Consider the following 18,755-nt stretch of genomic DNA (forward strand, 5'->3'; position numbering starts at 1 on the left):
GTCTCCGCTGCGGGACTTATTCCATGGGCATCACCAGCGGATCGGGATACTGATACTCAAACCCCAGCTCATGACAAATGCGATTGCCATCAACAATTTTGCCTTTACTGTCATCCTTTGCCTCACCAAAGACCGGCGGCGCCAGGCCCAGCTGACGTGCCATCAGCGGGTAAAACGTGCTGCGCGCCGGATGAGACGGTGCACATATATTATAGATGTGTCCACCTTTCGGAGCCTGTAAGAGTAGCTCAATCGCGGCAACAACATCGTCAAGATGCACAAGATTGACAACATGCTGGCCATCTGGCGCAGACTTCCCGGCGAAAAAGCGTCCCGGATGACGGCCAGGGCCCACCAGCCCCGCCAGACGTACGATATCAACCTGCGTGCCGGGAAGATTATGCAGCCAGTCTTCCAGCTCTTTCAGAACCTGACCGCTGGCCGTAACGGGACGGCGCTCGGAATTTTCTTTCACCACGCCCTCAACCTCACCATAGACCGAGGTCGAGCTGGTAAAAATGATGCGCGGAACATGATGCGCCAGCGCGCTGTCGACAATCTCCTGCATCGCCTGCAGATAAAACGACTCGCCCGGGCCACTGCGCCGTGCGGGGAGAGTGATCACCAGCGCATCGACGTTCATCAGCGTGTCCAGGTCGTCAGCATCACACACCAGTTCCGGTTCAAGACGCAGTTCAACGCCATCAATACCGCACATGCGCGCTGCCTCTACCCCATCCGCCGTGGTTTTGCTCCCGGTCACCTGCCAGCCTTTCGCGGCTAATGACATCGCCAGCGGCATTCCCAGCCATCCTAAACCGACAATCGCGACCTTTTTCATGCGAATTCTCCTGACTCTCACTCGTCTTTTATAAGGCTACGCCAGCCCGGCAGAACACACAATTCATAGCATCAATATGAAATGAATTAATGATCAAAAAAAGCCCTTGCAATATGTCGTACAACTGGTTTACGTTAAAAGACATCAAATGAATAAGCATTCATCGAGAATTTATATGACACGCGTTCAATTTAAACACCACCATCATCACCATCATCCTGACTAGTCTTTCAGGCGATGTGTGCTGGAAGACGTTTGGATCTTCCAGTGGTGCATGAACGCATGAGAAAGCCCCCGGAAGATCTTCTTCCGGGGGCTTTTTTTTGGACCGAATTCAGACAGGTTAAAACAGGTTAACGAGGAATAAAGAATGTTAGATAACTCACGTTTACGCATAGCTATTCAAAAATCAGGCCGTTTAAGTGATGATTCACGCGAACTGCTGGCCCGCTGCGGGATTAAAATTAACCTGCACACCCAGCGCCTGATTGCTCTGGCTGAAAACATGCCCATCGACATTCTGCGCGTGCGTGATGACGATATTCCCGGCCTGGTCATGGATGGCGTCGTTGACCTCGGCATCATCGGGGAAAACGTGCTGGAAGAAGAGCTGCTGACCCGCCGCGCGCAGGGCGAAGACCCGCGTTACTTCACCCTGCGTCGTCTGGACTTCGGCGGCTGCCGCCTGTCGCTGGCGACGCCGGTTGATGAAGCCTGGGACGGCCCGGCCGCGCTGAACGGCAAACGTATCGCCACCTCCTACCCTCACCTGTTAAAGCGTTATCTGGATCAGAAAGGCGTGCAGTTTAAATCCTGTCTGCTGAACGGCTCTGTTGAAGTGGCCCCGCGAGCGGGTCTGGCGGACGCCATCTGTGACCTCGTGTCTACCGGCGCGACGCTGGAAGCGAACGGTCTGCGCGAAGTGGAGGTGATCTACCGCTCCAAAGCGTGCCTGATTCAGCGTGACGGCGAGATGGCCGACGCTAAGCAGCAGCTGATCGACAAACTGCTGACCCGTATTCAGGGCGTGATTCAGGCGCGTGAATCCAAGTACATCATGATGCACGCCCCGACCGAACGTCTGGATGAAGTGATTGCTCTGCTGCCTGGCGCCGAGCGCCCAACCATCCTGCCGCTGGCGGGCGATCAGCAGCGCGTGGCGATGCACATGGTGAGCAGCGAAACCCTGTTCTGGGAAACCATGGAGAAACTGAAGGCGCTGGGCGCAAGCTCCATCCTGGTGCTGCCGATTGAGAAGATGATGGAGTAATGGCCATGAGCTTTAACACAATCATCGACTGGAATACCTGTAGCGACGCACAGCAGCGCGAGCTGCTGATGCGCCCGGCGATTTCCGCCTCAGAGAGCATCTCACGCACCGTGGCGGAGATCCTGGATAACGTCAAAGCCCGTGGCGATGACGCACTGCGGGAATACAGCGCAAAGTTTGATAAGACGGAAGTCGGCGCATTACGGGTAACCGAGCAGGAAATCATTGATGCCAGCAATCGTCTGGGCGACGACATCAAGCAGGCGATGGCCGTTGCGGTGAAAAATATTGATACCTTCCACACCGCGCAAAAGCTGCAGACCGTGGATGTCGAAACCCTGCCCGGCGTGCGTTGCCAGCAGGTAACCCGCCCGGTTGCGTCCGTCGGCCTCTATATTCCTGGCGGTTCTGCCCCGCTTTTCTCCACCGTACTGATGCTGGCGACTCCCGCACGCATTGCCGGGTGTCAGAAAGTGGTGCTTTGCTCACCGCCACCGATTGCCGACGAGATCCTGTACGCGGCGAAGCTGTGCGGCGTGCAGGCGGTCTATAAAGTGGGCGGCGCGCAGGCGATTTCCGCCCTGGCGTTCGGCACAGAATCCATTCCCAAGGTCGACAAAATCTTTGGCCCTGGCAATGCGTATGTGACCGAAGCTAAGCGCCAGGTCAGCCAGCGTCTGGACGGTGCGGCCATCGATATGCCTGCCGGCCCGTCTGAGGTACTGGTGATTGCCGACAGCGGCGCCACGCCGGACTTCGTGGCGTCCGACCTGCTTTCCCAGGCGGAACACGGCCCGGACTCGCAGGTCATCCTGCTGACGCCAGATGCCGATATGGCAAAACGCGTAGGCGAAGCCGTGGAGCGTCAGCTTGCCGATCTGCCCCGCGCCGACACGGCACGCCAGGCGTTAGCGGCCAGCCGCCTGATTGTGGCGCGCGACCTGGACCAGTGCATTGCCATTTCTAACCAGTACGGCCCGGAGCACCTGATTATTCAGACCCGCAATGCGCGCGATCTGGTCGACAGCATTACCAGCGCGGGCTCGGTGTTCCTCGGCGACTGGTCACCGGAGTCTGCGGGCGATTACGCCTCCGGCACCAACCACGTGCTGCCAACGTATGGCTATACCTCAACCTGTTCCAGCCTGGGCCTGGCGGATTTCCAGAAACGCATGACCGTGCAGGAACTCTCCCGCGAAGGGTTTGCGTCACTGGCGTCTACTATTGAAACCCTGGCCGCCGCCGAGCGCCTGACCGCCCACAAAAATGCCGTTACGCTGCGCGTTGCAGCCCTGAAGGAGCAAGCATGAACATTGAAGAATTAGCCCGCGAAAATGTCCGTCGCCTGACGCCCTATCAGTCTGCGCGTCGTCTGGGCGGTAAAGGGGATGTCTGGCTCAACGCCAACGAATATCCAACGGCGGTACAGTTTGAGCTGTCGCAGCAAACGCTGAACCGCTATCCGGAGTGTCAGCCAAAAGCGGTGATTGAAAACTACGCGCAGTACGCGGGCGTGAAGCCGGAGCAGGTGCTGGTCAGCCGCGGCGCGGATGAAGGCATTGAACTGCTGATCCGCGCCTTCTGCGAGCCGGGCAAAGATGCGGTGATGTACTGCCAGCCAACCTACGGCATGTACAGCGTCAGCGCGGAAACCTTCGGGGTGGCGTGCCGCAACGTGCTCTCACTGGAGAACTGGCAGCTGGATCTGCAGGGCATTGCCGACAATCTTGACGGCGTAAAGGTCGTGTTTGTCTGTAGCCCGAACAACCCCACCGGACAGATTATCAACCCGCAGGATATCCGAACCCTGCTGGAGATGACGCGCGGTAAAGCGCTGGTGGTGGCCGACGAAGCCTACATCGAGTTCTGCCCGCAGGCGACGCTGGCAGGCTGGCTGGAAGAGTATCCGCACCTGGTGGTGCTGCGTACACTGTCGAAGGCTTTCGCCCTCGCGGGCCTGCGCTGCGGCTTTACGCTGGCCAATAAAGAGGTCATCGACCTGCTGCTTAAAGTCATTGCCCCTTACCCGCTCTCCACGCCGGTTGCCGACATTGCCGCACAGGCGCTGGCGCCGCAGGGCATCAACGCCATGCGCGAGCGCGTGGCGCAAATTCTGGAAGAGCGTCAGTACCTGGTGACGGCCCTGAAAGATATCCCGTGCGTGGAGCAGGTGTTCGACTCAGAAACCAACTACATCCTGGTGCGCTTTACCGCTTCCAGCGCCGTATTTAAATCTTTATGGGATCAGGGCATTATCTTACGAGACCAGAATAAACAACCTTCTCTGAGCGGATGCCTGCGCATTACCGTCGGCACCCGTGCAGAGAGCCAGCGCGTGATTGACGCCCTGAAAGCGGAGAAAGTATGACCCAGAAGATCCTTTTCATCGATCGTGACGGCACCCTTATTTCGGAGCCACCAGCTGATTTTCAGGTCGACCGATTCGACAAGCTGGCGTTCGAACCTGACGTAATCCCGGTGCTGCTTAAGCTGCAAAAAGCCGGATACAAGCTGGTGATGATCACCAACCAGGACGGTCTGGGTACCGACAGCTTCCCGCAGGCAGACTTTGACGGCCCGCATAATCTGATGATGCAGGTTCTGACCTCTCAGGGTGTGGTTTTTGATGAGGTATTGATTTGCCCTCACATGCCGGCCGACGAGTGCGACTGCCGTAAGCCAAAGGTGAAGCTGGTCGAGCGCTATCTGGCGGCGGATGTGCTGGATAAGGCCAACAGCTATGTCATCGGCGATCGTATTACCGATATTACGCTCGCGGAAAACATGGGCATCGCGGGGCTTCGCTACGACCGCAACAACCTTAACTGGGCGATGATTGGCGAACAGCTGACAAAACGTGACCGCTTCTCGCACGTTGAACGCAACACCAAAGAGACGCAGATTGATGTGAAGGTCTGGCTGGACCGCGAAGGCGGCAGCAAGATCCACACCGGCGTCGGTTTCTTCGACCACATGCTGGACCAGATTGCCACCCACGGCGGTTTCCGCATGGAGATCACGGTAAAAGGCGACCTTTATATTGACGATCACCACACCGTGGAAGATACCGGCCTGGCGCTGGGCGAAGCTCTCAAGCTGGCACTCGGCGACAAGCGCGGTATAAACCGTTTTGGCTTTGTCCTGCCGATGGACGAGTGTCTGGCGCGCTGTGCAATGGATATTTCAGGTCGTCCGCACCTGGAATATAAAGCAGACTTCAATTACCAGCGCGTGGGCGATCTGAGCACCGAAATGGTGGAGCACTTCTTCCGTTCATTGTCCTACACCATGGGCCTGACGCTACACCTGAAGACCAAAGGCAAGAACGACCACCACCGCGTAGAGAGTCTCTTCAAGGCCTTCGGCCGCACGCTGCGTCAGGCAATTCGCGTGGAAGGTGACGCCCTGCCCTCATCAAAAGGAGTGCTGTAATGAACGTGGTGATTCTGGATACCGGATGCGCCAACCTGAACTCCGTAAAATCGGCCATTGCTCGCCACGGCTATGAGCCGGTGGTGAGCCGTGACCCGGACGTGGTGCTGCGCGCAGACAAACTCTTTTTACCGGGCGTTGGAACCGCGCAGGCCGCGATGGATCAGATTCGCGAACGCGAGCTGGTCGATCTGATCAAGGCCTGTACCCAGCCGGTGCTGGGCATTTGCCTGGGCATGCAGATCCTGGGCCGCCGCAGCGAAGAGAGCAACGGCGTTGACCTGCTGGGCATCATCGACGAAGACGTGCCGAAGATGACCGACCACGGTCTGCCTCTGCCGCATATGGGCTGGAACCGCGTGTACGCCAAAGCGGGCGACAGGCTTTTTCGCGGCATTGAAGACGGCGCGTATTTTTACTTCGTACACAGCTACGCCATGCCGGTGAACGTGAATACGATCGCCCAGTGCACTTACGGCGAAGCGTTTACGGCGGCCGTACAGAAAGACAATTTCTTCGGCGTGCAGTTTCACCCGGAGCGCTCTGGCGCCGCAGGCGCGCAGCTGCTGAAAAACTTCCTGGAGATGTGATGATTATTCCCGCTTTAGATTTAATTGATGGCACGGTTGTTCGTCTCCACCAGGGCGATTATGGCCAGCAGCGCGACTACGGAAACGACCCGCTGCCGCGTCTGCAGGATTATGCCGCCCAGGGTGCGCAGGTGCTGCATCTGGTGGATTTGACGGGCGCGAAAGACCCGGCGAAGCGCCAGATCCCCCTGCTGAAAAATCTGGTCGCCGGTGTTGATGTGCCGGTACAGGTCGGCGGCGGCGTGCGTACGGAAGATGACGTTGCGGCGCTGCTGGACGCGGGCGTAGCACGCGTGGTGGTCGGTTCAACCGCCGTGAAAGAGCCTGAGATCGTAAAAGGCTGGTTCCGCCGCTTTGGCGCCGACGCGCTGGTACTGGCGCTGGACGTGCGCATTGATGAACAGGGTAATAAGCAGGTGGCAGTCAGCGGCTGGCAGGAAAACTCCGGCGTGACGCTGGAAGCGCTGGTCGAGATGTATCTCCCCGTCGGCCTGAAGCACGTGTTATGCACGGACATCTCTCGCGACGGTACGCTGGCGGGCTCCAACGTCTCGCTGTATGAAGAGGTCTGCGCGCGTTATCCGCAGGTAGCCTTCCAGTCTTCGGGCGGAATTGGTGATTTAAACGATATTGCCGCGCTGCGCGGAACGGGCGTACAGGGCGTGATTGTAGGCCGAGCCCTGCTGGAAGGTAAATTTACTGTGACGGAGGCGATTCAATGCTGGCAAAACGGATAATCCCTTGCCTGGACGTACGCGATGGTCAGGTCGTGAAAGGCGTGCAGTTCCGCAACCACGAGATCATTGGCGACATCGTCCCGCTGGCAAAACGCTATGCCGATGAAGGCGCAGACGAGCTGGTATTTTATGATATCACCGCTTCCAGCGATGGCCGCGTGGTCGACAAAAGCTGGGTGGCTCGCGTGGCGGAAGTGATCGATATTCCGTTCTGCGTGGCGGGCGGGATTAAATCCGCAGACGACGCCGCCAAAATTCTCTCGTTTGGTGCCGACAAGATTTCCATCAATTCCCCTGCCCTGGCCGACCCGGAGCTGATCACCCGCCTGGCCGATCGTTTTGGCGTGCAGTGTATTGTGGTTGGGATCGACACCTGGTATGACGCCGCAACGGGTAAATATCACGTCAACCAGTACACGGGGGATGAAAGCCGCACCCGCGTGACGCAATGGGAAACGCTCGACTGGGTGCAGGAAGTGCAGAAGCGTGGCGCAGGTGAAATTGTCCTCAACATGATGAACCAGGATGGCGTGCGTAACGGGTATGACCTCGAGCAGCTGAAAAAAGTCCGTGCGGTCTGCCACGTTCCGCTGATCGCCTCCGGCGGCGCGGGCACCATGGAACACTTCCTCGAAGCCTTCCGCGATGCCAACGTGGACGGTGCGCTGGCCGCGTCCGTTTTCCACAAACAGATTATTAATATTGGTGAGTTAAAAACGTACCTGGCCGACCAGGGCGTGGAGATCAGGGTATGTTAACAGAGCAACAACAGGCGCAGCTGGACTGGAAAAAAACGGACGGATTACTGCCGGTAGTTGTCCAGCATGCCGTCTCAGGCGAAGTGCTGATGCTGGGGTATATGAACCGGGACGCGCTGGCAAAAACGATCGACAGCGGCAAAGTCACGTTTTTCTCGCGCACGAAACAACGTTTGTGGACCAAAGGGGAAACCTCGGGTCATTTCCTGAATGTGGTCAGCATAACGCCTGACTGCGATAACGATACCCTGCTGGTGCTGGCAAACCCAATCGGACCGACCTGCCATAAGGGCACCAGCAGCTGCTTCGGTGAGACGAGCCACCAGTGGCTGTTCCTGTATCAACTGGAACAGCTGCTGGCAGAGCGTAAAACGGCGGATCCCGAGAGTTCCTATACCGCGAAGCTGTACGCCAGCGGAACCAAGCGTATCGCACAGAAGGTAGGAGAAGAAGGCGTTGAGACCGCGCTGGCCGCGACGGTGCATGACCGCGAGGAACTGACGAATGAAGCGTCTGATTTGATGTATCACCTGCTGGTGCTGCTGCAGGATCAGGAGCTGGATTTGACAGCGGTGATTGAAAATCTTCGCAAACGTCATAAATAAAAAAACCGGGGATATTCCCCGGTTTTTTTAATCTGCAAATCAGGCTTTTGGTTTGTAGTTTCGTAAGGCGTTACGGCCAAGTACCACACCTGAACCAATCATTCCACCCAGCAGAACGGCAAGAACCAGAATCACGGCTTTTTTCGGGCTGTCACGGCGAACAGGAAGATCCGGCTTCATGACGTAACGGTAAACGTGGATTGTGTCCGGGTTTACGTTCAGATTCTGGATGTCCAGCAGGTTTCGTTTGGTCTGGTAATAGGCCGATGAGAAGACCAACGGACGAGAAGCCTCATTGTCAATCATCGACTTCAGACCTTCGCTTCCCAGCAGGAACAATGTTTCCTGCGTGACATCCTGGGTTTGCTGGAGCTGTGGAGAGGTAATTTTCGCGGCCTCAGCGTTCTTCAGCGCCTCAGCAATCTGTTTGATACGAAGATCTTTTTGTTCCTGCGCGACCTTCTCCTGGTTTTGCAGAGAATCATTCAGCGCCTTGATCTGCTCCTTGATGTTGTCTTTCAGGTCAACAGCAAGTTCTTTTGCCGTTTGCTCATCAACCTGCTGGATATACTGCGCCAATTGCTTTTGTGCGGCTTCTGCTGATGTGCTGGTATAGGAGACACTTAAGGGCAACGTTTCGCCTTTGACAGTAGGTCCAATCGTGAGTTTTTCTGGCACTTCCTGATTCTCTAATGCCTGCGATAACGCTGAAAAAGAGGAATTGAAACGACCAATCGCCCGCGTTTGAATGTCCAGCATGGAGGAAGCCGCGCTACCGTACAGAATGTTCAATGCATTTGAATAGGTCGCTATCTGGGCAGCATCAGGCTGCGCAATGATCGCACTGGAGGTCCATTTCTCCTTCGCGACAGAGAGATACCCAATTGCCAGGACGATAAAAGCAACAACAAAGGTTGCTATCATCCACTTCCCACGCCACAGCTGCAGCACTAAATCAAGTAAATCAATTTGCTCAGGGTCATTGCTTCGGCTGACCTGGCTATTGTTGTTTTGTGTCATACAATCCCTAACAGATGAAAAAGGGCAAACATAATGATGTCTGCATAGTTTATCTGTTACTGGCGATTTTTCTATAAGAATCCGATGAGTTAAATCGGAAAGATGGGTTATGTAACTTCACCCCTTCGCGCTATCATAGACACCATGTGATGCACTATGGCATCTGTAAGAAGATAGGTTTATGAGGGAAGAGATGAAATTTCTGGTAACGGGTGCAGCAGGTTTTATCGGTGCAAATGTCAGTAAACGCCTCCTTGAGGCTGGTCATCAAGTTGTCGGTATTGATAATCTGAATGACTACTACGATGTCAATCTGAAGCTGGCACGCCTGGAACTGTTAAATTCCGAGAGCTTCACCTTCCACAAGCTGGAGTTAGCCGACCGCGAAGGTATGGCCACGCTTTTCGCCGGTGAGAAGTTTGATCGTGTGATTCATCTGGCCGCTCAAGCGGGTGTGCGCTACTCCCTTGAAAACCCTCACGCGTACGCGGACGCCAACCTTATCGGCCATCTCAACGTGCTGGAAGGCTGCCGCCATAACAACGTTCAGCATCTGCTGTATGCTTCATCCAGCTCCGTATATGGCCTCAACCGCAAGCTGCCTTTCTCCACTGACGATTCCGTGGACCACCCGGTTTCACTCTATGCCGCGACCAAAAAAGCCAATGAACTGATGTCGCATACCTATTCGCATCTCTACAATCTGCCGACGACCGGCCTGCGCTTCTTCACAGTTTACGGTCCGTGGGGACGCCCGGACATGGCCCTGTTTAAGTTTACAAAGGCGATGATTGAGGGCAAAAGCATTGATGTCTATAACTACGGTAAGATGAAGCGCGACTTCACGTATATTGATGACATCGCTGAAGCGATTATTCGCCTGCAGGATGTTATTCCCCAGCCTGACTCAAACTGGACCGTTGAGACCGGGTCACCTGCAAGCAGCTCAGCGCCTTACCGGGTTTACAACATCGGTAACAGTTCACCGGTAGAACTGATGGATTACATCACCGCGCTGGAAGATGCTCTGGGTAAAAAAGCCGAGAAAAATATGCTGCCTCTTCAGCCAGGAGATGTTCTGGAAACCAGCGCCGATACCCGGCCACTTTATGATGCGATCGGATTTAAACCGCAAACCTCGGTTAAGGATGGGGTGAAGAACTTCGTTGACTGGTACCGCGATTTCTATAAGGTCTGAAAATAAAAAACCCGGCAAATCAGCCGGGTTTTTTACAGGGTAAAGCTGAGAATCAGTCGCTACCGAACAGATCGCGGGTATAAACCTTATCCGCCACGTCAGCCAGCTCTTCCGCCATGCGGTTTGAAATGATGACATCGGCTTCTTTCTTAAAGGCGTCCAGATCGCGGATCACCCGTGAATTGAAGAACTGATCGTCCGGCATGGCAGGTTCATAGATAATAACCTCAACGCCTTTAGCCTTGATACGCTTCATGATCCCCTGAATGGAAGAAGCACGGAAGTTATCGGAGCCACTCTTCATGATAAGACGGTATACGCCGACGACTTTCGGTTGACGCGCAAGGATGGAATCGGAGATGAAATCTTTACGTGTACGGTTAGCATCAACAATCGCTGAAATCAGGTTATTTGGCACAGCCTGATAGTTTGCCAGCAGTTGCTTAGTGTCTTTTGGCAGACAATAGCCACCGTAGCCAAATGAAGGGTTGTTGTAGTGATTACCAATACGCGGATCGAGACACACTCCTTCAATAATCTGACGGGTATTCAGTCCAAGACTCTCTGCGTAGCTGTCGAGCTCATTGAAATAAGCCACTCGCATTGCCAGATAGGTATTCGCGAAGAGCTTAATCGCCTCAGCTTCGGTGGAGTCGGTGAACAGCACCTGAATATCTTTCTTCACTGCGCCTTCCTGCAGCAGTGCGGCAAAACGTTCAGCGCGCTCAGAACGTTCGCCAATAACGATACGCGAAGGATGAAGGTTATCGTAAAGCGCTCTCCCCTCACGCAGGAATTCCGGCGAGAAGAAGATATTATCAATACCGAACTTTTCTTTAATGGATTTGGTAAAACCGACAGGAATGGTCGATTTAATGACCATTACCGCATCAGGGTTGATCGCGATAACGTCTTTGATCACCGCCTCTACCGTTGAGGTGTTGAAGTAGTTGGTTTTAGGATCGTAGTCAGTAGGCGTCGCAATGATGACGTAATCCGCATCGCGGTATGCATCTTCTTTATCTGTCGTGGCGCGGAAATTCAGCGGTTTATTGCTGAGATAGTCCTGGATTTCTTTATCCACAATCGGCGATTTTTTCTGATTAAGCATGTCCACTTTGGCCTGCACGATATCCAGCGCAACCACTTCATGATTTTGAGCAATCAGAATGCCGTTAGAGAGACCGACATACCCTGTTCCGGAAATTGTTATTTTCATTCGCTAATGACTTCTGTGAGTTAACTGTACTGATGGCCACCTGACCATCGCGATAAACATAACTGTTGGGCTTTGTACCTCCTGGCAAACAGAACTGTCAAGGCAAACCAGGAGTAATCACGACGAGCGGGGCGAGATTCAGACTACTTCGAATAACACGCGACATTTTTTGCATAAAAAAACCCGGAGACAAGCTCCGGGTTGCGATGACAGCGAGTGCGTTAACTCATTCCATCCATTCGGTATGGAATACGCCTTCTTTATCAGTACGCTTGTAGGTATGCGCGCCGAAGTAGTCACGCTGGGCCTGAATCAGGTTAGCAGGCAGAACGGCAGCACGGTAGCTGTCGTAGTAGGCTACTGCGGCAGAGAAGGTCGGAACCGGGATCCCGTTCTGGACAGCGTAGGCAACCACGTCACGCAGCGCCTGCTGATATTCATCCGCAATCTTTTTGAAGTACGGTGCCAGCAGCAGGTTGGCGATACCAGCGTTTTCAGCATAGGCATCGGTGATTTTCTGCAGGAACTGCGCGCGAATGATGCAACCCGCACGGAAGATCTTCGCGATTTCACCGTAGTTCAGATCCCAGTTGTTCTCGTCTGACGCCGCACGCAGCTGAGAGAAGCCCTGCGCGTAAGAAACGATTTTACCCAGATACAGGGCACGACGCACTTTTTCAACGAATTCGGCTTTATCACCTGCTGGTTTAGCCTGTGGGCCAGACAGCACTTTAGACGCCGCAACTCGCTGCTCTTTCAGAGAAGAGATGTAACGCGCGAAGACAGATTCGGTGATCAGAGACAGCGGTTCGCCCAGATCCAGAGAGCTCTGGCTGGTCCATTTACCGGTACCTTTGTTCGCTGCTTCATCCAAAATCACATCAACCAGGTATTTACCCTCTTCATCTTTTTTCGTGAAGATATCTTTGGTGATGTCAATCAGGTAGCTGTTAAGCTCGCCTTTGTTCCACTCGGTAAAGGTTTCAGCCAGCTCTTCGTTAGAGAGGTTCAGACCGCCTTTCAGCAATGAATAAGCTTCAGCGATCAGCTGCATGTCGCCGTATTCGATACCGTTGTGTACCATTTTCACATAGTGACCTGCGCCGTCCGCACCGATATAGGTTACGCAAGGCTCACCATCTTCAGCCACGGCTGCGATTTTGGTCAGGATAGGCGCAACCAGTTCGTATGCATCTTTCTGACCGCCAGGCATGATAGATGGGCCTTTCAGCGCGCCCTCTTCACCTCCGGAAACACCGGTACCGATGAAGTTGAAGCCTTCTGCGGACAGCTCACGGTTACGACGAATGGTGTCCTGGAAGAAGGTGTTACCGCCATCAATGATGATGTCACCTTTTTCGAGGTAAGGTTTCAGGGAGTCGATAGCTGCATCGGTACCTGCGCCCGCTTTCACCATTAACAGGATACGACGAGGCGTTTCCAGAGACTCAACGAACTCTTTCACCGTATAGAAAGGAACCAGTTTTTTGCCTGGGTTCTCGGCAATCACTTCTTCGGTCTTATCACGGGAGCGGTTGAAAACGGAGACGGTATAACCACGGCTTTCGATGTTGAGCGCCAGGTTGCGCCCCATCACTGCCATACCGACAACGCCGATCTGTTGCTTGGACATTACATACTCCTGTCAGGTGTGGTCACCGCGCGACGTATGCGCGGCTTGAATGTATTGAAGATGTTAACCCAACTTCTAGCCTTCAGGAAAGGTATATTCTATCTATACAATTAATTTCATCATATTCAACTTGAACTACCCACTAACATTATAAAACTCACTAACGTTTGAGTTAGTAGATGCTTTTCTCACGCCGTAGTCAGGGTAAACCGCTGGGTAGGTGTTATAATATTCATCACCAATAGCAGAAATGTTTGAAAATTTACTTTTACAAAAATAATCCAAAAGAGAACAACCTAAAAAATAGTTTGGCTCATTATTAATCTGCAACATCTGCAAAATAGTAGGGGCTAATGACAGACTATTCTTCCCTTGAGCATCTTTTTCGATGGGGGTGTTACCAGAATTATAGATAATTAAAGGTATCTGATCGACAAAGTAGTCTGCATTGATGCCAAATGACTTTTTAAATTCAGGGGTCGGTAATGTTGAATGATCTGCAGTAATAATAATTGTTGTGTTCTTTGAGAAGCTGCTCATATCAAAATAACGAATAAAATCACCCAACTGAGCATCATAATTGTAGAATTTATTATAGTAAATATTGCTTCCATCTTTATACTTTAAATCAGGGCTTTCACGCCCATGATGAGTACCCGAAGGATAGACGCCAATAAAGAAAGGCTCATCATTGCTTTTACGCTTTTCCAATATTTGCTTAAGGGCTGAAAACGTCTGTTTATCAGTCATTCTATCCTCTTGATAAGACTGAAAATCCCCCATTCCGTATACTTCCTTGAAGGACATACCTTTAAGCATGGCATTCAATGTACTATTTCTCTCTGTTGATGACAGAAAAATTGTTTCATATCCATGATTATTTAAAATTTCAGGTAACGAAACCAAACGGCTACTATAGGTTGAGGCTATAACTTCTGGTGCCATTTGCGCAAAGCCATCATTGTTAGAATTCCATCCATCTTTATATTGATATGCTGATGTTAACTGCCCTCTAAGTCCTCGGAAGGTTGCGGCTGTATGATTATAATAGTTAGAATAACTGACTGATCTTTTTTTAAGAAGTTCTAAATTTTGAGTTAAGTTTAAATTTTTGTTATTTACAAAATCCAGAACTCCGGAAGACATTCCTTCAGTAAAAATAACAATGATGTTTTTATTTTTTAATGTCAACTCCTTTTCACTTCTCTCATTGTCCCATAACGAAACTTTAAAATATTTATTGGCTATTTCTGGGTAATTATATGCTGGCTTGTAAGTAACCTGCTTATAGTATGATTTCAACGTTATAGCTAAAAAATGCAGTGGAAGCGGTAGAGAATAAATACAACCACCAATTATTATTAAAGAAATAACTCGTTTATTATTATTTTTATCTTGAGAGTGACTATTTTTTGTACTCAAAATCAAAAGAGATGCTAAAACATATAAAAGTACAATAATAACTAACTTTAGTACTCCACTTAAACCTAAAGCAGCAAATTCAGCAGCATTTGTTAAAGTCAACGGAATAATAAAAGACCCACTTGAAAAAATTGATGAGATCTGACCACCTAAAATTAGGCAATATAAAACCCAAAATATTAACCTTGTTTTCCAGTTAAATTGTAGTATCAGTATATAAACACATATGATTTCAGTACAGATCCAGACAAGCGCATCTGCTCGGTTAGAAGCCAAAACAAAAGAAACGGTTAATAATATGACAACCAACAATGAGAAAGAATATTTTAATATTGAAATTTTCATTATGTATATAATTAATAAATCACCAAATGAAATGAGAAATTAAATCTCAACTAAGAGTAAGAAATTAAATGTGTTTTAGATAGAGACTTTGGATTTTTTCTATCCTGACATCTATATCATGTGACAATAATATATTCTCTCTTGCAGCAGATCCCATGCTTTTTCTTATATCAGGATTATTAATTAATAGTTTTATCTTATTGTATAGCTCTTCAGCTCCACTTTCCAAATTAAATAACAACCCATCATGGTGATCATTTATAATATTATTATTACCAGATATGTCTGAAGCGACGCACGGGAGTGCACAACTTTTTGCCTCAAGTATAGCTAAAGGCATTCCTTCCCATAATGAAGGCAGAACAAAAATATCGAATACATTTAAAACATTGGGAGTATCATATCGCCAACCGAGTAACTTCACGCTATTATCTAATTTTTTGCGTCTAATAAAAGTCATCATTTCGTCATGTAGCTCACCATCACCGACGAAAAGGCATTTTACGTTATTATTTTCAGAAATTATTTTTTCTACTGCGTATAATAGACACATCGGATTTTTTTGAGGCCAAAGCCTACCAATCATACCAATGATAAGAGAATCGTCATCCGATTCAACAATTTTCTTTCGCAGCGATTTCTTTTTATCGGAGTCATATGGTGAAAATTTTTTAACATCAACGCCATTACCGATGATAAGTATATTATCATTACTGACCTTAACTATTTCCTTCGCAATCTTTGCATCATTTTCATGAAGACAGATTATTTTATCTCCACACAGAGAGCCAATTTTTTCCATACTCCAAAAGAGAAGATATTGCATTTTATTCTTAGCAATAGGAAATGAAAAGCCATGAACCGTATGAACAATAAATTTTGTTCGGTTCAACCAAGCGGCAACTCGACCTAATACGCCAGTCTTTGATGAATGCGTGTGAATAATATCAAAACGATTAAGACGAATTATTTTCCAAAGGTTGAATAATGCCTTCATATCATTTTTTAAGGATACGTTTCTAACCAGGCTTGGTATATAAAAGCACTTTATGCCATATTTCTGAGCTTCCTCTGTTAGAGGCCCTGGCTCCTTACAAATGAGATACTTTTCAAATTTACTATTATCCAAACGAATTAATTCATCCAAACAAACCCTTTGAACACCGCTTAGAAGTGGTAGCAACTGAATATGTGCAATTTTAATCATTTCAAATTTTTATATTTACAAGGGCCAAAGTTGCCTGCGACACCGTCTTTAAAAGCAAGAACGGTATATTTCAGGAATTTTTTCTTTTCAGAACTTGTTATAAAACCAATTACAGTTCTTAAACAGTTAAAAGTTATCTCACGTAGCTTATAACCAAGTGGCACGTATGTTAACCTTAACATTTTAAAACTATTCCTGATAAGGAAATAGCGTCTGAAAGGGCTATGGCACGATATCGTCCGTCCCATTATTGATATTCTCTTATCCCCAATGGTATGGGCCATTAAAGCTTTAGGTGTTATGAAAACTTTATATCCCAGTCTCTTTGCTCTTAAGGACCACTCAACATCTATATAGTCTATAAATAACTCATCAAGCATTTTTCCAACATTGTCTAATACTTCAAGTCGAATTAAACAACCAGATGCTATTAAAAAGGTAGCCTCAACTGCAGAGTTATGTACTTTTACACGTTTTATAAATGGTCCACAATAAATAGTCGCAGGATACATTTTGTTATTTTCTGGGTCATAAAAACTCGGGCCAATTGCACCGACTTTAACACCGTCACGAAGTAGTCGCTCTTCTTCCAGTATTAAATTACTCGTAAAATTTTGATTTATAATACTATCCTGATCAAACAATATAATATGATCAACAACCAAATTATCCTTTACGTATTTAATACCAAGATTTTGAGCCGACGCTAAGCCTATATTCTCGGTTTGTTTTATAAATATCAAATTTGTAGCAGAATGCGTAGCAATGTCATGGATATCTTCTGCATTTTTAGAACCATTATCAATTATTATGATTTTATTAACTTGTTCAGAAATACTATTAATAACTTTATTAAAGGTAGTCAAGTCTGGATTGAATGAAACAAGTATAGCTGCTATTGATGATATACCAGGTGTCACTGTTATTTCCTTTATTTCAGAATTTAAAAATTAATAATGGGGTTTACAAAGTAATATGCAATAAAACGATGTAAAGACATAATCATAAGAGTCAATAACAGCAATATTCTAAGATTAGCCAATTTCGTGTCTCTATATAATAGAATCATATTGTTAACTTGCCTCGAGTACAAACATGCTATAACTGCAAATGGGCTTAGCGACAAAAGTTCATATAGTCGGATAGATAAGACAGGCGAAAAAGACAAAGCTGATAATAAGACCAAACTAGATATAAATAAAAATGAAAATAAATTATATTTTTGAAATGTACTATTAATTTCGTTACGATACCGACTTAAAACGCTTCCAACAAAAAAATTAACCAGAAAAAAAATAAAAGCTAAAATTAATGTAAACGAGTATTTGTTGACCTCAGTCATGTCAGAGTTTTCAAGGTATAAATTAAATAGTGGATTCACACTCATCAAAAGCCCCGAGAACTTCTCCAGCAAAACTGGAAATACTGTAGCTATACCAGTAACAATTGCCAACCAAAAAATTTTATATGTCCTAATAATATTACCTACAAAATAAAGTGGTATGAATATTGCCGAAGAATAGTGAAAAGCAATAGCAACAGTAAAGCAAAGTAAACTGCCCACAATACTTCTAGCACGGAAACCGCAAAATCCGAGAGCTATAGCCATAGCAGCTCGAATTTGGGTTCCTTCATGTAACGCTAACAATGAAATGCTATATAATACATACAGCATAAACAATATTTTACAGTCTGGATTAAATGATTTTAAAACATGAAATTTTAATGCTAAAGAAATAATTGCAAAACAAAACCAATAATCACTAAGACTATTACTTAGGGATTTAAATAAGGTTACTGAGCTACGAAATCCAATCTCCATTCTCTCAAAGGAGGGATCATTAAAAGTATATTTAAAGAGATCTGTATATGCTTCATAATCATTAGAATATGGCATTATTTTAACAGCGAAAATGGTAGCAATGACGACCATTATGATATAAATAAAATCACTATTTCTTATTGACATTTTAGTCACTTATAAAAAGTCGAATATGTTAGATTGATTTCTTATAATGTCCCAAGATTAAATCTAAGAATTATAAATATTGCTATTCCCAAAATAATCAAAAACTCAATATATAACTATAAATAGACATTAAGATTCTCAGGGATATTACTTAGCTTACAGTAGACCTTGTTGGTTTTCATCTTGTTGAAATAGGTAGGATATTTTTATTTGAGTTAATTTACATTCCAACATTCTTGGTAATATTGGTTCTAATAGTTGCAAGTGTTTTATCATTAAATTCATAACACTCACTATCTTAATACTGTCTATGCAAGATTAGCATGAATGTATGGATATGTTACTCATCTAGAAAATGGGGCTAACTTCTACGTTTACTTTATACTATCAAAGTTCAAATTTTATTGAGGGAAAGAGATACTCCCTCTTTTCCCCAATAAAAAAACCCCAAACTAATAAACAAGCTACCATCATCCTCAGAAATGAAACAGCCTAAGCGGTAAATTTCA

At 48.0% G+C, this 18,755-nt stretch carries 18 protein-coding genes and 1 other annotated feature; of the genes, 10 read left to right on the forward strand and 8 right to left on the reverse strand.

Translation table 11 applies throughout. The features are described 5' to 3' along the window. Window positions 1-16: 16 nt before the first annotated feature. Window positions 17-841, reverse strand: coding sequence for an SDR family oxidoreductase (locus AC4IC4_RS15120; RefSeq protein ID WP_032646443.1), 825 nt, complete (start codon window positions 839-841; stop codon window positions 17-19). 175 nt (window positions 842-1,016) lie between these two features. Between AC4IC4_RS15120 and hisL the strand changes: the two genes are divergently transcribed. The 9 genes from hisL to hisIE all read left to right on the forward strand — a co-directional run bounded on the left by hisL (window position 1,017) and on the right by hisIE (window position 8,233). After that, on the forward strand, window positions 1,017-1,067 hold the full coding sequence (hisL, locus tag AC4IC4_RS15125; RefSeq protein WP_001364200.1) for a his operon leader peptide: 51 nt from the start codon (window positions 1,017-1,019) through the stop codon (window positions 1,065-1,067). Further along, window positions 1,043-1,166: a sequence feature (His leader region), on the forward strand. (Overlaps the previous gene by 25 nt.) Before the next feature lie 45 nt (window positions 1,167-1,211). Continuing rightward, the gene (gene hisG / locus AC4IC4_RS15130; RefSeq protein ID WP_000886595.1) at window positions 1,212-2,111 is read left to right on the forward strand and encodes an ATP phosphoribosyltransferase; all 900 of its coding nucleotides are present in this window, start codon (window positions 1,212-1,214) and stop codon (window positions 2,109-2,111) included. A gap of 5 nt (window positions 2,112-2,116) precedes the next feature. Next, a complete protein-coding gene (gene hisD / locus AC4IC4_RS15135; RefSeq protein ID WP_047061175.1) occupies window positions 2,117-3,421 on the forward strand; it encodes a histidinol dehydrogenase in 1,305 nt (434 codons plus the stop codon). Further along, entirely contained in the window at window positions 3,418-4,479 is a 1,062-nt protein-coding gene (gene hisC / locus AC4IC4_RS15140; protein ID WP_148769860.1) for a histidinol-phosphate transaminase, read from the forward strand. The genes hisD and hisC overlap by 4 nt, the downstream gene beginning before the upstream one ends. Then, on the forward strand, window positions 4,476-5,543 hold the full coding sequence (hisB, locus tag AC4IC4_RS15145; protein WP_024908075.1) for a bifunctional histidinol-phosphatase/imidazoleglycerol-phosphate dehydratase HisB: 1,068 nt from the start codon (window positions 4,476-4,478) through the stop codon (window positions 5,541-5,543). The genes hisC and hisB overlap by 4 nt, the downstream gene beginning before the upstream one ends. Then, window positions 5,543-6,133: an imidazole glycerol phosphate synthase subunit HisH gene (gene hisH / locus AC4IC4_RS15150; RefSeq protein WP_032646447.1), complete on the forward strand. Its 591-nt coding sequence runs from the start codon at window positions 5,543-5,545 to the stop codon at window positions 6,131-6,133. Before hisB ends, hisH begins: the two co-directional genes overlap by 1 nt. Then, window positions 6,133-6,870 carry a 1-(5-phosphoribosyl)-5-[(5-phosphoribosylamino)methylideneamino]imidazole-4-carboxamide isomerase gene (gene hisA / locus AC4IC4_RS15155; protein WP_257260741.1) on the forward strand — a complete coding sequence of 246 codons (738 nt, stop codon included), beginning with the start codon at window positions 6,133-6,135 and terminating at the stop codon, window positions 6,868-6,870. The genes hisH and hisA overlap by 1 nt, the downstream gene beginning before the upstream one ends. Next, window positions 6,852-7,628, forward strand: coding sequence for an imidazole glycerol phosphate synthase subunit HisF (gene hisF / locus AC4IC4_RS15160; protein WP_023330862.1), 777 nt, complete (start codon window positions 6,852-6,854; stop codon window positions 7,626-7,628). The genes hisA and hisF overlap by 19 nt, the downstream gene beginning before the upstream one ends. Next, window positions 7,622-8,233, forward strand: coding sequence for a bifunctional phosphoribosyl-AMP cyclohydrolase/phosphoribosyl-ATP diphosphatase HisIE (gene hisIE, locus AC4IC4_RS15165; protein ID WP_491471446.1), 612 nt, complete (start codon window positions 7,622-7,624; stop codon window positions 8,231-8,233). The genes hisF and hisIE overlap by 7 nt, the downstream gene beginning before the upstream one ends. A 39-nt stretch (window positions 8,234-8,272) precedes the next feature. Here hisIE and wzzB read toward each other — a convergent pair whose 3' ends face one another. Beyond that, window positions 8,273-9,253, reverse strand: a complete 981-nt coding sequence (wzzB, locus tag AC4IC4_RS15170) for an LPS O-antigen chain length determinant protein WzzB (protein WP_491471447.1) — start codon at window positions 9,251-9,253, stop codon at window positions 8,273-8,275. A 193-nt stretch (window positions 9,254-9,446) separates the two neighbouring features. On the opposite strand from wzzB, the gene AC4IC4_RS15175 reads away from it, so the two are divergent. Beyond that, window positions 9,447-10,451 (forward strand): NAD-dependent epimerase, encoded by a 1,005-nt coding sequence (locus AC4IC4_RS15175; protein ID WP_491471448.1) that lies wholly within the window; start codon window positions 9,447-9,449, stop codon window positions 10,449-10,451. Between the two features lie 52 nt (window positions 10,452-10,503). Here AC4IC4_RS15175 and ugd read toward each other — a convergent pair whose 3' ends face one another. The 6 genes from ugd to AC4IC4_RS15205 form a co-directional block, all read right to left on the reverse strand. Beyond that, window positions 10,504-11,670, reverse strand: coding sequence for a UDP-glucose 6-dehydrogenase (ugd, locus tag AC4IC4_RS15180; protein WP_301508597.1), 1,167 nt, complete (start codon window positions 11,668-11,670; stop codon window positions 10,504-10,506). Window positions 11,671-11,896: 226 nt separating this feature from the next. After that, a complete protein-coding gene (gnd, locus tag AC4IC4_RS15185) occupies window positions 11,897-13,303 on the reverse strand; it encodes an NADP-dependent phosphogluconate dehydrogenase (RefSeq protein ID WP_024908082.1) in 1,407 nt (468 codons plus the stop codon). Between the two features lie 135 nt (window positions 13,304-13,438). Then, window positions 13,439-15,070, reverse strand: a complete 1,632-nt coding sequence (locus AC4IC4_RS15190; RefSeq protein WP_491471449.1) for an LTA synthase family protein — start codon at window positions 15,068-15,070, stop codon at window positions 13,439-13,441. A gap of 64 nt (window positions 15,071-15,134) precedes the next feature. Beyond that, window positions 15,135-16,277: a glycosyltransferase family 4 protein gene (locus AC4IC4_RS15195; protein ID WP_491471450.1), complete on the reverse strand. Its 1,143-nt coding sequence runs from the start codon at window positions 16,275-16,277 to the stop codon at window positions 15,135-15,137. Further along, window positions 16,274-17,197, reverse strand: a complete 924-nt coding sequence (locus AC4IC4_RS15200; protein WP_491471451.1) for a rhamnosyltransferase — start codon at window positions 17,195-17,197, stop codon at window positions 16,274-16,276. Before AC4IC4_RS15200 ends, AC4IC4_RS15195 begins: the two co-directional genes overlap by 4 nt. A gap of 23 nt (window positions 17,198-17,220) precedes the next feature. Beyond that, complete coding sequence (locus tag AC4IC4_RS15205; RefSeq protein WP_491471452.1) at window positions 17,221-18,246, reverse strand: EpsG family protein; 1,026 nt, start codon at window positions 18,244-18,246, stop codon at window positions 17,221-17,223. Window positions 18,247-18,755 lie beyond the last annotated feature (509 nt).

The sequence above is a fragment of the Enterobacter sp. Taxon_2 genome (genome assembly GCF_058355295.1).